The organism is Burkholderia sp. IO2 (assembly GCF_029522185.1).
GTDB lineage: Bacteria > Pseudomonadota > Gammaproteobacteria > Burkholderiales > Burkholderiaceae > Burkholderia > Burkholderia cenocepacia.
Genome location: NZ_JAKWFH010000006.1, coordinates 42,458 through 55,871, shown reverse-complemented (window position 1 = coordinate 55,871; position 13,414 = coordinate 42,458). Strand labels below are relative to the sequence as shown.

General features: G+C 66.6%; 13 protein-coding genes and 1 pseudogene. 4 read left to right on the top strand and 10 right to left on the bottom strand.

The window, feature by feature from the left end:
- Positions 1-11: 11 nt before the first annotated feature.
- The 8 genes from MMB92_RS05390 to MMB92_RS05355 form a co-directional block, all read right to left on the bottom strand.
- Positions 12-431, bottom strand: coding sequence for an OB-fold domain-containing protein (locus MMB92_RS05390; protein WP_062910255.1), 420 nt, complete (start codon positions 429-431; stop codon positions 12-14).
- 19 nt (positions 432-450) lie between these two features.
- Positions 451-1,662, bottom strand: coding sequence for a thiolase family protein (locus tag MMB92_RS05385; RefSeq protein WP_062910254.1), 1,212 nt, complete (start codon positions 1,660-1,662; stop codon positions 451-453).
- An 11-nt stretch (positions 1,663-1,673) separates the two neighbouring features.
- A complete protein-coding gene (locus MMB92_RS05380) occupies positions 1,674-2,171 on the bottom strand; it encodes a MaoC/PaaZ C-terminal domain-containing protein (protein WP_009688658.1) in 498 nt (165 codons plus the stop codon).
- 79 nt (positions 2,172-2,250) lie between these two features.
- Positions 2,251-3,393, bottom strand: coding sequence for an acyl-CoA dehydrogenase family protein (locus tag MMB92_RS05375; protein ID WP_062910253.1), 1,143 nt, complete (start codon positions 3,391-3,393; stop codon positions 2,251-2,253).
- 46 nt (positions 3,394-3,439) lie between these two features.
- The gene (locus tag MMB92_RS05370; RefSeq protein WP_154817369.1) at positions 3,440-3,685 is read right to left on the bottom strand and encodes a hypothetical protein; all 246 of its coding nucleotides are present in this window, start codon (positions 3,683-3,685) and stop codon (positions 3,440-3,442) included.
- Between the two features lie 12 nt (positions 3,686-3,697).
- Positions 3,698-4,852: a CaiB/BaiF CoA-transferase family protein gene (locus MMB92_RS05365; protein WP_062910252.1), complete on the bottom strand. Its 1,155-nt coding sequence runs from the start codon at positions 4,850-4,852 to the stop codon at positions 3,698-3,700.
- Positions 4,853-4,992: 140 nt separating this feature from the next.
- Positions 4,993-6,183: an acetyl-CoA hydrolase/transferase C-terminal domain-containing protein gene (locus MMB92_RS05360; protein ID WP_241265337.1), complete on the bottom strand. Its 1,191-nt coding sequence runs from the start codon at positions 6,181-6,183 to the stop codon at positions 4,993-4,995.
- Positions 6,184-6,281: 98 nt separating this feature from the next.
- On the bottom strand, positions 6,282-6,554 hold the full coding sequence (locus MMB92_RS05355; RefSeq protein WP_146125602.1) for a hypothetical protein: 273 nt from the start codon (positions 6,552-6,554) through the stop codon (positions 6,282-6,284).
- A gap of 199 nt (positions 6,555-6,753) precedes the next feature.
- Here MMB92_RS05355 and MMB92_RS05350 point away from each other — a divergent pair, with 199 nt between their 5' ends.
- Together MMB92_RS05350 and MMB92_RS05345 are read left to right on the top strand one after the other, a co-directional pair.
- The gene (locus MMB92_RS05350; RefSeq protein WP_230391034.1) at positions 6,754-7,068 is read left to right on the top strand and encodes a hypothetical protein; all 315 of its coding nucleotides are present in this window, start codon (positions 6,754-6,756) and stop codon (positions 7,066-7,068) included.
- Positions 7,069-7,412: 344 nt separating this feature from the next.
- A complete protein-coding gene (locus tag MMB92_RS05345) occupies positions 7,413-8,594 on the top strand; it encodes a porin (protein ID WP_060110964.1) in 1,182 nt (393 codons plus the stop codon).
- A gap of 144 nt (positions 8,595-8,738) precedes the next feature.
- Here the strand turns inward: MMB92_RS05345 and MMB92_RS05340 are convergent.
- Positions 8,739-9,670: pseudogene (locus MMB92_RS05340) on the bottom strand (PDR/VanB family oxidoreductase).
- A 376-nt stretch (positions 9,671-10,046) separates the two neighbouring features.
- On the opposite strand from MMB92_RS05340, the gene MMB92_RS05335 reads away from it, so the two are divergent.
- Together MMB92_RS05335 and MMB92_RS05330 are read left to right on the top strand one after the other, a co-directional pair.
- Positions 10,047-10,841 carry an SDR family oxidoreductase gene (locus MMB92_RS05335; RefSeq protein ID WP_039224002.1) on the top strand — a complete coding sequence of 265 codons (795 nt, stop codon included), beginning with the start codon at positions 10,047-10,049 and terminating at the stop codon, positions 10,839-10,841.
- Positions 10,842-10,961: 120 nt separating this feature from the next.
- Positions 10,962-12,476 (top strand): aldehyde dehydrogenase, encoded by a 1,515-nt coding sequence (locus MMB92_RS05330; protein ID WP_062910251.1) that lies wholly within the window; start codon positions 10,962-10,964, stop codon positions 12,474-12,476.
- Positions 12,477-12,557: 81 nt separating this feature from the next.
- On the opposite strand, the gene MMB92_RS05325 is transcribed toward MMB92_RS05330, so the two are convergent.
- On the bottom strand, positions 12,558-13,388 hold the full coding sequence (locus MMB92_RS05325; protein ID WP_054315118.1) for an aspartate/glutamate racemase family protein: 831 nt from the start codon (positions 13,386-13,388) through the stop codon (positions 12,558-12,560).
- Positions 13,389-13,414 lie beyond the last annotated feature (26 nt).

The window sequence follows — 13,414 nt, the reverse complement described above, 5'->3', positions numbered from 1 at the left end:
GCGTGCGGCCCTCAGGTTGTCGACGGCACGAATACCGGCAACTTTTGTGCGCCGCGCTGCACGAAGCGGACCTCGACGCGCTGGCCGATCGCAATCGTCTCGGCCGGCGCATCGATCTGCGCGAACAGGTAATAGCCTTCGTCGATGCGGATGAAGCCGACCGTGTACGGCACGATGCCGGCCCACACCGGCGTCGGCCCGCGCATGATCGTGCTGTGCGAATAGATTTCGCCACGGCCCGACGATTCGGTCCAGTCGAGCGACTTCTCGCCGCAATGCGTGCAGAACGAGTGCGCCGGCCACACGGCTTCGTGGCAGGACGTGCAGCGCTGGTACGTCAGCTTGTCTTCGGCCAGCGCGTCCCAGTACGGTTGCGCGTCGAGCAGCCGGTAGGGTTGCGGCCAGGCATTCGGGGAATGCGTTTCGGTCATGGAATGCTCCGGTCGGATATCACGTTGCGGACGACAGCAGCAGCACGGCGCCGGCAGCCAGCATGCCGCCCGCGCCCTGCACGAGCACGGTTTGCGGGCGGCGCGACGGCGCGAGCCCGAGTGCCGTCCCGCGCAACTGCCGGACGGCCTCGATCATGCTGTCCATGTTGCACGAGATGCCGGGCTGCCCGAACGACAGCCAGCCGCCGTTGGTGTCGGTCGGCAGGTCGCCGTCGACGCCGGTGCGGCCTTCGCGATAGAGATCGATGCCGCGCCCCTTCTTCGCGAAGCCGAGATCCTCCATCACGATCGGCCCCATATGCGCAAAGTTCACCGAGATCTGTGCCATGTCGATGTCGGCGGGCGTCAGCCCCGACATCGCATAGGCCTGGCGCGCCGCTTCGGCCGTCGCGGTAGTCGTCAGGTTCGGCAACGCGCCGAGACTGTCGAAACGGCAGCGACGCAGGTTCATGCGATCGGTCAGGTACTCGTGCGTGGTCGCCGATCCGTAGCCGAGCAGGTAGACCGGATCGCGCGCGTGACGCGCGTTCTCCGGCGACGTGACGATCAGCGCCCCGCCCGTGCCGCCGCCCCAGGTCGAGCACATCCAGCGGCGCAGCGGCGTCGCGACGTACGGCGAGGACAGCACCGCCGCGCGATCGATCTCGCCGAACTTCGCCTTCGCCGCATGCGGATGGTGACGTCCCCAGCGCTGGTTCGCGATCGCGACATCGGCGAGATCGTCCTCGGTGATGCCGAACTCGTGAAAGTAGCGCTGCGCGGCCTGCGCATAGAGCGCCGGAATCGTCGGGCCGTACGGAATCTCGAACTGCGGATCCGCGTCGGCTTCCGCGCCCATCGCGACCGCGTCGACGAACAGCTCGGTCGCGTCGCTCTGCAGGCACAGCACGTACTCGGCGCGGCCGGCCGCGATCATCTGCGACGCGATCGCGAGCGTCGACGTCAGGCCCGCGCCGTGCATCGTCAGCTCGCTCGTGATCGTCACCGGTATCTGCATATGCGAGATGAAGATGTTGCTCCACTGCGAACGCTTGTCGGCCCACGGCGAGCGCCCCGTGAACACGGCGTCGACCTGGTCCTTGCCGATGCCCGCGTCGGCGAGCGCGTTGAGCGTCGCCTCGGCGGCCAACTGCAGCGGGTCCTTGCGATTCGCGCGCGACGCGTAGGCGTCGCCCATGCCGACGATCGCCGCAACCGGACGAGGAGTCATGGCTGCGCTCCTCAGACCTTGAAATCGGGCTGCGCTTCGGCGATCAGCGCGTCGAGGTCGGCGCGCTTGCGCAGCATCAGCAGGCTCCATTCGCTGCGCTGCACGACTTCGCCGCGCTGGTTGTACGCCTGGATCAGCATCGTGCCGACGCCGAACTTGTCGTCCTTGTCCTTCTTCGCGATGACTTCGGCCGTCGCATAGACCGTGTCGCCGATCTTCACCGGGTTCAGGAAGCGCATCTTGTCGACGCCGTAGTTCGCCTGGATCGCCGGACCGAACTGCAGCAGGCCCGAAATCAGCGAGAACGTCAGCATGCCCTGCACGATGCGCTCGCCCCAGCGCGTCTTCTCCGCATATTGCTTGTTCGAGTGGATCTCGATCCAGTTGCCGGTGAACATGCAGAACATCACGACGTCGCTCTCGGTCACGGTGCGGCCCGGCGAACGGAATTTCTGGCCGACTTCGAGCTCGTCGAGCGGAATGTTGATGCTGTTGTTGATGCCGCTCATGGCGGTGTCTCCTGATGATGGAATGGCGGGGTGTGGCGCGGCCGCATGCGTGCCGCGCCGATGAAAATCGCTGTGGCCGTTACTGGCGCATCGACTTCGCGATGATCGTGCGCTGGATCTGCGACGTGCCGCCGCCGATCGTCGACTGGATACTCTCGCGCAGGTAGCGCTCCATGTCGGCTTCGGGCAAGTTCGCGTAGCCGCCGAGGATCTGCATGCCGGCCAGCGCGCATTCCTTCAGCGTCTCCGAGCCGTACAGCTTTGCCATCGACACCTCGCGGCTGCACGGCACGTGATCGGCTGCCATGCGTGCGGCGCGGTAGCAGAGCAGGCGCGCGGCGTCGACCTTGGTCTGACAGTCGGCGAGCATGTGGCGAATCACCTGGAAGTCGTAAAGCTGGTGATCGAACTGGATGCGGTCGTGTGCATAGCGCGTCGCCGTATTCACGGCCTGCTGCGCATTGCCCGTATAGGCGGCCGCGACCGCGCAGCGCTCGAGCTCGAGGTGCTCGGTGATGATGCGCCAGCCCTGACCCTCTTCGCCGAGCAGCGCGTCGGCCGGCACGCGCACCTCGTCGAGGAAGATCTCGGTCGTGCCGGTCGCGTGGCGCGACAGCGTCGGCAGCTTGTTGATGACCATGCCCGGCGTGTCGTTCGGGATCAGCAGCACCGACAGGCCCTTATGCTTGTCGTCCGTGCTCGTGCGCACGAGCATCGCGATCACGGTGTCCTTCGCGGCCGCGCCGCTGCACCAGAGCTTCTGGCCGCTGACGACCCAGTCGCCGTTGGTGTCGCGACGCGCACGCGTCTTCGTGTTCGCGGCGTCGGAGCCCGCGTCGGGTTCCGAGATCGACACCGAGAAACGGATCTTGCCGTCGATGAACGGCTGCACGTATTTTTTCTTCTGCTCGGGCGTGCCGAACTTGATGATGTTCATCGCGGTAAACGTCGGCACCAGCACCGAGCACGCGAAGTCGAAGCCGAACTTGCCGAGGCCTTCTGCCATCAGCGAATAGTCGAAGATGTCGCCGCCCGAACCGCCCTCTTCCTCGGGAATCAGGATCCCGAGCCAGCCTTGCTTCGCGATCTTCTCGTAGGCCTCGTACGGGTAATCGCGATTCATGTCGCACTTGCGCACGTATTCGACCGTGATCTCGTTGTCCATGAACTTGTTCACGGTGTCGAGCCACATGCTTTGCGATTCGTCGAGAAAGTTAGCCATTTGTCTTCGCTCCAGTTATCGGCGTCTGCTCGGGCAGCCGCGCTGTTCATCGTGGAATCGAGCTTAGGGCTTGCAGCGTCGCGAACCAACTGGCCATTTTTGAAGCGGCGATTCGAAAATGTCGAAGCGCTTGGGTGCGGTGCACAAGCGGTGTCAGCGCGTGGCGAAGGCAGGGAGGCGACAGGCGTGCCGCCGCGCCGCGCGACGTTTGCGCGATGCGCGGGGAAGAAGGAACGTGCAGGTCGAAGAACGGCAGCAACGCGCCCGCGTGCGGTGCGGGCGCGTCATGCATGCAGCGTTCGCGTCACGCGATCGCGCCGGCCTCGCGGAGCGTCGCGAGTTCCGCTGCGGTGAATCCCCAGTCGCCGAGCACCGCGTCGGTATGTTCGCCGGGACGCGCCGGCGACGACTGGATCGCGCCGGGCGTCCGGCTGAAGCGCGGTGCCGGTGCGGGCTGCACGACGCCGTCGCGTTCGACGAAGGTCTGCCGCGCGCGCAGGTGCGGATGGGTGGGCGCTTCGGTCAGCGACATCACGGGTGCGATGCAGACCTCGCGGCCTTCGGCGAGCGCACACCATTCGTCGCGCGTGCGCGTGCGGAACAGCTCGGTGAATTTCGCATGCACTTCCGGCCATCGCGATCGGTCGTGCTGATCCGGCATGTCTTCTTCGCGCAGGCCGAGCAGCGCCAGCGTATTGCGCCAGAAGCGTGTTTCGTTCGAGCCGACGCTGACCCAGCGGCCGTCCTTCGTCTCGTAGACGTTGTACCAGGGCGCGCCCGAGTCGAGACGATTGCTGCCGCGCTCGTCCTTCCAGTAGCCGCTCGCGAACATGCCGTAGAACAGCGTCATCAGCGATGCCGAGCCGTCGACCATCGCGGCGTCGACGACTTGTCCCTGCCCCGAGCGCCGGCTTTCGAGCAGCGCCGACACGACGCCGAGCGCGAGATAAAGCGAGCCGCCGCCGAAATCGCCGGCCAGGTTCAGCGGAATCACGGGCGGCCCGCCGGCCGCGCCGACCGCGTGCAGCACGCCGGTCAGCGAGATGTAGTTGACGTCGTGGCCCGGCGCCTGCGCAAGCGGCCCGTCCTGCCCCCAGCCCGTCATGCGGCCGTAGACGAGCGCGGGATTGATCGCGAGGCACGCGTCGGGCCCGAGGCCGAGCTTTTCCGCGACGCCGGGACGGAATCCTTCGACGAGCGCATCGGCTTGCGCGACGAGCTTGAGCACCGCGTCGGTCGCTTGCGGCTTCTTCAGGTCGAACGCGGCGCTGCGCCGGCCGCGATTCAGCAGATTGAAGCGCGGATCGCCCGGCTGGCCGCCGTCGTAGCCGGGCGGGCGATCGATGCGGATGATGTCCGCGCCCAGGTCCGACAACAGCATGCAGCAGAACGGCACCGGCCCGACGCCGCCCAGTTCCACGATCCTGACGCCGGCCAGCGGCCCCTTTGCATTGCCCATTCCGATTGTCTCCAGGTGATGACTGTTTTCGATCCAGCTTACGCGGGTCGCGCCGACAGGCCAATTCCGATTAATCGAAGCGTCGCTTCGGCCGGATCGAACCGGCCGGATACGCGCGGTGAATGACCGACGTGGCTGCGTCAGCCCGACAGGCCGGCCTCGCGCGCGAGCCGTTCGCGATGATCGGGATGCGCGATCGCAATCATCTTCGGCACGCGCTGCGCGAGCGACAGGCCGCGCAGATCGGCGATCCCGTATTCGGTGACGATCACGCACGCGTCGCTGCGCGGCACCGTCACCGGGCCCGACAGTTTCGTCACGATGCGACTGTGCGCGCCCGCGGTAGACGGCAATGCCACGATCGGCACGCCGCCGCGGCTGGCTTGCGCGGCCCGCAGAAAATCGCCGACGCCGCCGACCGCGCCGACATACGTGCCGCCGACGACTTCCGCATTGACCTGCCCCGTCAGATCGACCTCCACCGCGGAATTGATCGCGGTGAAGCGTTCGATCCGGCGCAGCACGTGCGGGTTGTGCGTGTATTCGGTGCCGCGCAGTTCAAGCGCGGGATTGCGATGGGCAAAGTGGCGCGCGCGCGCGGAGCCGATGATGACGCCGCCGACGGTGATGCCCGCGTCGATCGTCTTGCGCGCATTCGTCACGACGCCGGCTTCGCACAGCGCCGCGATGCCGTCGCCGATGCTGCCGGTGTGCACGCCGAGGTCGCGCTTGTCGTGTAGCGCGGCCATCACCGCATCCGGAATCGCGCCGATGCCCGTCTGCAGCGTCGCGCCGTCTTCGACGAGCGACGCGACATGCTGTCCGATCGCCTGCTCCACGGGCCCGGGCGTCGTCTCGGCGGCATCCGGGAACGGCGTGTCCGACGCGACCAGCAAATCGATGTCGGCGGCGCGCAGGAACGGGCCGCCGTAGGTCCACGGCACGTCGGGATGCACTTCGGCGACGATCGCCCGGGCATGCTTGAGCGCTTCCACCAGATACTCGCGCGCAAGCCCGAGGCTGTAGCGGCCGTGCTCGTCCGGCGGCGAGACCTGCAGCATCACGACGTCGATCCGCAACGCGCCGCTGCGGATCAGTTCCGGCAGTTGCGAATAGTGCGCGGGCAGGATGTCGAGCACGTTTGCGCGCGCCAGCTTGCGGTTGGCGCCGCTGCCGCAGTAGGCGAGGAAATCGATGGCGTCGGCATGCTCGGGCGTCAGGACGTCGGCGAGGCCGATGCCGAGAAAGACGCGAATGCGCTTGAAGCTGTGGCGTTGCGCAACCAGCGCGCGCATCAGCGTCACGGGCTCGGCGTGCGACTGGCCCCACATCACGGTGTCGCCGGGACGAATCAGCGAGGAAAGCGCATCGCAGTCGCCGGCCTGACGGGCATCGGCCGATACGTGCGCGGGCGCGCATGCGGGATGGTTCATGGATGGACGAGGTCGAAGGTCACGTCGAGCGCTCCGGCGTCGTATGCGCCGTCCGGAATCGTCGTCATGACGGGTTGAAGTTCGCGCGCGTCGCGATAGCGCCCCGGACGGGCGTCTGTCCGAAGCGACGAAGCTCGACGGACGATGCGACAGGCATCGCTGCCCATCGTGATTCGCTCACCGGGGAGCGTCAATGCGCACGCGCGGCCTGTTCCGTACGTCGGAACGTCTGCATCGCGCGTTTTGCTCCAGTAAGCGGCGCGCGTCATGCGGCGGGCGCCCGGCGTGGCGGCACCGGCTTCCGAAGTACGGAATCGTCGCGCGCGCGCTATTGACGCTGCGGCGGTCGAGCCGACACTGTTGACGCTACCGCGCGGCGTGTCGCAGTAGAAGGCACTGCCCTGTTCGACCGAGACCGCGCGGTGCCGGAACGAACGGGCCGACGCGGCTCATTGCAGGACTCAGACCATGCAGAAGCAACGAATCGAGGATCACGGATCGAGCATGACGGTCGCGCGTGCCCGCGCGAGAGAAAACGCCAACGCGGAGGATGCCGCGCTGTGGCGATGGTTCGCCGCCTTGCTCGACGAGCGGCGGATCCGCTGGTGTCATAGCGGGCGCGGATGGCTCGTGAGCGTCGACCATCGTCACGTCGCCACCGGCACGCAGTTCGATCAGGCGATGCGCATCGCCAAGGAAAACGTCGAGAGCAGCGGCACGCGCCGCATCGATGCAGCACCGAAGTCCGACGGATCGGGAAGAAAGATGCATCTCGTGAAGTAACGGCGCTTCGATCCTGCCGGCGCATCGTCGCACCACGAATCCGCACTCACACCCCACCTTGATGCGATCGATCGCGACCGTCGTCGCGATCGAACCATCGCTCTGCGGCTTTACCCTTAAGGGTCTCCACGCTGTTCGCGACACATCGCGCAACCCCTCTTTCACTGCACGGAATCGGATCGCCCGACCGATTGACGGTGATATCGGCCACGCATCTAATCGACCGAACGTTGCGGCAAGCGGGCCTTCGTTGTTCAGTCAATTAGTTTTCCGGATTAATTGTCTGCCCACGCCGGCCGCGACGTCACGATACGACCATTCAGAAGAAACTTTGGAGACAGTCAATGAAAAGGACGATTGCGCTTTGCGCAGCGGTGGGTTGCGTCGGCGGTACGGCACATGCGCAGAACAGCGTGCAGTTGTACGGGATTATCGACGAAGGCGTCAACTACGTGAGCAACGCGTCCGGCCATCATTTGTATAGCCTCGCGAGCGGCGTGCTGAACGGCAGCCGCTGGGGGCTGCGCGTGAAGGAGGACCTCGGCGGCGGCTACGGCGCGCTCGCGGTGCTGGAAAACGGCTTCGACGTCAATACTGGCAAGCTCGGCCAGGGCGGCCTCGAATTCGGCCGGCAAGCGTATGTCGGCCTGTCCGGCCCGTACGGCACCGTCACGCTCGGGCGTCAATACGATTCCGTCGTCGATTCGGTCGGCCTGCTCGAAGCGGGCGATCAGTGGGGCGGCTATCTCGCCGCTCACCCGTCCGACAACGACAACTTCAACAACACCAATCGCGTCAACAATGCGATCAAGTACACGAGCCCCGTCTTTCACGGCCTGACGGCGACCGCGCTGTATTCGCTCGGCGGCGTGTCCGGCCATACGGGTCGCAACCAGATCTGGTCGGCCGGCGCCAGCTATACGAACGGCCCGCTGTCGATGGGCGCGGGCTACCTCAACGTGCGCAACCCGAACACGTCGTTCTATGGCGCGGGCGGCACCGTCGCCGCGACCGTCAACGGCGTGCCGGGCTCGAACTTCGGCGCGTCGCCGGTGATTTCGGGCTACGCGTCGGCGCATACGTTGCAGGTGATCGGTACGGGCGCGGCCTACACGATCGGCTCGCTGACGCTCGGCGCGACCTATTCGAACACGCAGTTCCGCCATCTCGGCGATACGACGTCGGGCCCCGTGCCGGCCGGCGGCATCAGCGGCACCGCAAAGTTGAACAACGCCGAACTGAACGTGAAATACCAGATCACGCCGGCCTTCGTCGTGGGCGCGAACTACGTGTACACGAAGAACAGCGGTGCCGATGCGACGGGCGGCGGGCACTACAACCAGGCATCGTTCGGCGCCGACTACTTCCTGTCGAAACGCACGGACGTCTACTTCGTCGGCACCTATCAGCGCGCGAGCGGAACCGATTCGACCGGACGCCGCGCGGTCGCGTCGATCAATCAGCTGACGCCGTCGACGTCCAATCACCAGATCGCGCTGCGCGTCGCGATGCGGCACAAGTTCTGACGCGCCGCGACGATTTCGGTCGTCGTATCGAAGCGCCGCGCCGCATGCAACCACCGGAGACCTCGCGATGGATGCGTGCGGCGCGTCCGTCTTTTCTTTTACGGCGACGGCTGTCGCCACCGGCCGTCGCAGCGGCCCCTCCCGCTACAGATCCAGCACCAGCCGCGCCGATTTCGAGCGAGAACAGCACGGCATGAACTGATCGTTCGCCGCGCGTTCCTCGGCTGTGAGGCAATGATCGAAATGCTCGGGCTCACCCGCGAGCACGCGCGTCGCGCAGGTTCCGCACAGACCCTGCTCGCACGAGGTCTCGATCTCGATGCCGGCTTTCGCGAGCGCCCGCACGACCGATTCGTGTTTCTCGACGACGATCACGCGGCCCGAACTCGCGATCTGCACTTCGAAGCGGCCATCCTCTTCCGTCTGCCGCGCTTCGGCCGCAAAAAATTCGTAATGCAGTTGCGCTTCCGGCCATCCGTTCGCACGCGCGGTCGTCAATACGGCATCCATGAAGCCCTTCGGTCCGCAGACGTATAGATGCGTGCCGGGTTCGGGAACCGCGAGCCGCGCCGCGATATCGAAACGCTGCTCGGCGGCTTCGTCGTCGAAATGAAGCTGCACACGGCCCGCATAGGGCGCGCGCGCGACCGCGTGCAGTAATGCATGTCGAACGACGCGTCGATGCGCGCGAGGCGTTCCGCCATGCAGAGGATCGGTGTCACGCCGATGCCGCCTGCGAGCAGCAGGCTGTGCTTCGCGTCATGCGCGAGCGGGAAATGATTCTTCGGCGCGCTGATCGCCAGCGTGTCGCCGATCTTCACGCGGTCGTGCATGCCGGCCGAGCCGCCGCGCGAGTTCGGATCGCGCAGCACGGCAATCCGGTATCGGTGGCTTTCGTCCGGTGCATTGCACAGCGAGTACTGGCGCGTCGGGCCGCCGGGCACGGCCACGTCGATATGCGCGCCGGCCGAGAACGGCGGCAGCGACCGGCCGTCCGCGCGAACCAGCTCGAAACTGCAGATGTCGGCGGCTTCGTCCTGTCTCGCCGCGACGCGGACCGTCAGTCCGTCGATCATGTTCGTCACCTCCTCCCTCCTCGATGGGGGCGATTACGGGGGCGAGGCGGACGTGTGTCAATTCGGCGCGTTTCGACGTTCCGTACTTCGGGGATCTGCCTGGTTGCCGGTGACAAGCGATGCGCCCGAACGTATACGCATCCACGTATGTGCCGGTTCCTACGCGCGCCCGCATCATCTGCAGACAACGCGATTCCGTACGATCGCGCAAGAAATGCGAACGCCGCAGCATGGTCCGTGCGACCGCGGCTGCTTAAGATCGGCACGCGACACTCTCCGTCGGCGCAGCATCGGCCGCTTGCCGTTTGCGGCTCGCTGCACGGGACGACGACCGCGACGCGCCGACAGAATCGACCCAACAAGGCAAGGAGACATCATGCAGATCACGCTGGACGGCAAGCTTGCCGTCGTAACGGGCGCCGCGCAGGGCATCGGCCATGCGATCGCGAAGCGGCTCGCGCAGTGCGGCGCCGAGGTCGTCGTCAACGATCTCGACGAGCGGCGGATTGCAACCGCCGTCGATGCGATCCGCGCTGCGATTCCCGGCGCAGCGGTGCGCGGCGCGGCGGCCGACCTGTCGTCGGCTGCCGGCTGCAACCGGCTCGTCGAACAGGTGCCCCACTGCGACATCCTCGTGAACAACGCGGCCATCTACGAGACCGCCGATTTCTTCGAGATCCCGGATGCGACGTGGCAGAAGTATTTCGAGCTCAACATCCTGTCGGGTGTCCGGTTGTCGCGGGCCTACCTGCCGAACATGGGCGCGCGCGACTGGGGGCGCGTCGTCTTCATCAGCTCCGAGTGCGGGATCAGCACGCCGCCCGACATGCTGCATTACGCCGTGACCAAGACGGCACTGCTCGGCCTGTCGCGCGGCCTCGCGAAACGGATGTCGGGCACCGGCGTCACGGTGAACGCGGTCCTGCCGGGCCCGACGCTCAGCGAAGGCGTCGTGGATTTCCTCGAAGCCGAAATTCGCCGGACCGGCAAGACGATCGAGGAACAAGGCGCGGAACTCGTCAAGGCGCTGCGTCCGTCGTCGATCACGCGGCGCTTCGCGTCGGTCGACGAAGTGGCGAACCTCGTGCTCTACACGTGCTCGCCGCTCGCGTCGGCAACGACGGGCGCCGCGCTGCGGGCGGACGGCGGTGTCGCCGACACGCCGATCTGAGCAGCGGGAGCCGCCGCGGCTGCTGACGAATCGGCGCGACACGCGCGCGACCGCGACGCCGTCGCGCCGCACGCCTCGCGCGTTTACACGCATCACCGTCTGACCTGACCGGAGTACCGAATGTCGAACGCCTCACAACACACGACGACGGATGACACCTCCTTGCGCCGCTACGAGCACCTCTATATCGACGGCGCCTGGGTGAAGCCGGTCGACGGCGAGCTGGTCGAAAGCATCGATCCGGCCACCGGCCGCGCTTGGGCGATCGCGCCGATGGGCGGCCCGCAGGACATCGATCGCGCGGTGGCCGCGGCGCGCGCCGCCTTCAACGGTCCGTGGCGCCGCACGCCGGGACACGAGCGCGCGGCGCTGCTGCGCCGCCTCGCGGAGCGCTTCAGCGCCGCGGTTCCCGAGCTGGCGATCATCGAGTCGCGCGACAACGGTAATCTCGTGCGCGAGCATCGCGCGAGCCTGACAGCGCAGGTGCAGTGGTATCAGTGGTTCGCGTCGCTGGCCGACAAGGCACAAGGCACGACGATTCCGATCGACGACAGCGTGCACGCGTTTACGACGCGCGTGCCGATCGGCGTGGTGGGCGCGATCATCCCGTGGAATGCGCCGCTGCTCGCCACCTGCCTGAAGATCGGCGCCGCACTCGCGGCCGGCTGCACGGTCGTCGTCAAGCCGGCCGAGCAAACGCCCGTATCGGCGCTCGAGCTTGCGCGCCTCGTCCACGAAGCGGGCTTTCCGCCGGGCGTGTTCAACGTCGTGCCCGGTTACGGGCGCACGGCCGGCGCGCATCTGGTCAAGCATCCGGACGTCGACAAGATCTCGTTTACGGGCGCGAGCCAGACCGCCAAACAGATGGTGCGCGACGGCGCCGACAACCTGAAGCGCTTCACGTTCGAACTCGGCGGCAAGGCGCCGCATATCCTGTTCGCGGACGCCGACCTCGACAACGCGATCAACGCCGCCACCGCATCCGCATGGCGGCTGACCGGGCAGAGCTGCGCGCTCGGCTCGCGCGTGCTCGTCGAGCGGCCGATCTACGAACGCGTGGTCGACGCGTTCCGTGCGCGCGCAAAGTCGGTGCGCGTCGGCATGCCGTCGATCGACACGAATCACATGGGCCCGCAGTCGCATCAGGCGCAGCTCGACAAGACGCTGTCGTACATCGAGATCGGCAAGCAGGACGGCGCGGAACTCGTCGCCGGCGGCCATCGTATCGCGACGCCCGAACTCGCGGCCGGCTATTTCGTCGAGCCGACCGTGTTCGCCGGCGTCACGAACCGGATGCGCGTCGCGCGCGACGAGATCTTCGGTCCGGTGGCGTCGCTGATTCCGTTCGACGGCGAGGACGAGGCCATCGCGATCGCAAACGACACGCCCTACGGGTTGACGGCAGGCCTGTGGACGCGCGACGCCGGCCGCGCGCATCGCGTGTCGAGCCGTATCGACGCGGGCATGGTGTGGGTCAATACCTACTCGTTCCTGCGCTGGTCGACGCCGTATGGCGGTTTCAAGGCCAGCGGCTGGGGACGCGAAAACGGCATCGACGCGCTTGCGCCGTATCTGGAAACCCGCACGACGGTGATCAGCACGACCGGGCAGTTTCCGAACCTGTATGCAGACTGAACGGGCTGACGTGTCGGCGATGCGCGGACTCGCCATCCGCGCATCACCGGGGCCCGACCCGCGCGTATCACCGCCCCTGCTTCAAGCGACGAGTTTCTTCCCCATCGCCTGAAGCTCTTCGAGGATGTGAGCCGGCGTCGTCCGATACGCGCCGGTCACGGCCTCCGATTTGGTCAGGCCGAGGCTTCTGCGCAGATCGACCATCGCTTCGGCCAGCTTCACCATCGCCGCCGGCCCCATGATGACCGGCACGCCCGTGTCGCGCACCTCGCGGTAGCCGGCCAGCCCCAGCAATGCGCCGCCGGGATTGCAGCCGCACAGCACGGTATCGGCGCCGTCGCGCACGCAAGCCTGGGCCGCCTCGTCGAACATCTCGATCCAGCGTTCGGGCCGGCCTCGTGCCGCGTCGACGATCGCCAGCCAGCACGACGGGTCGAGCGCGCGCACCGGCCGGTCGCGAATCGCGCGATCCGCCCAGCCGTGCTGACGGATATGGGCTTCGAACGGCTCGATGAACGACGGCGCGATCGTGACCCAGGCGAAGCGCTTGCCGACCAGCTGCGCCATCAGCATCGTCGATTCCGCACCGCCGAGTACCGGCATTCTGACCGTCTGCCGACATTCCTGCGAATACGCGTCGATGATGCAGACGCCGGCCAGCGCCGCATCGAATCCTTCGCGCTCGGCCTCGACGACGCGGTTGACGACCTGCACCTTCGTCACCGCGCGCGGGTAGATCAGATTATTCGCAAACGAACGCGGCGCTTCCTCCATGTAGCGCAGCGTGATCTCGGTATCGGGCCTCGCCACCTGATGCGCGAACTTCAGCATCGCCGCATAGGTTTCGGTGACGCCCTCGAAGTCCGCATCGTTCGAGCGGTTTTCGGCCTGCCACAGAATTCTCGTTCCCATCGTTCTCCTCCTTTTCACCGCACTGG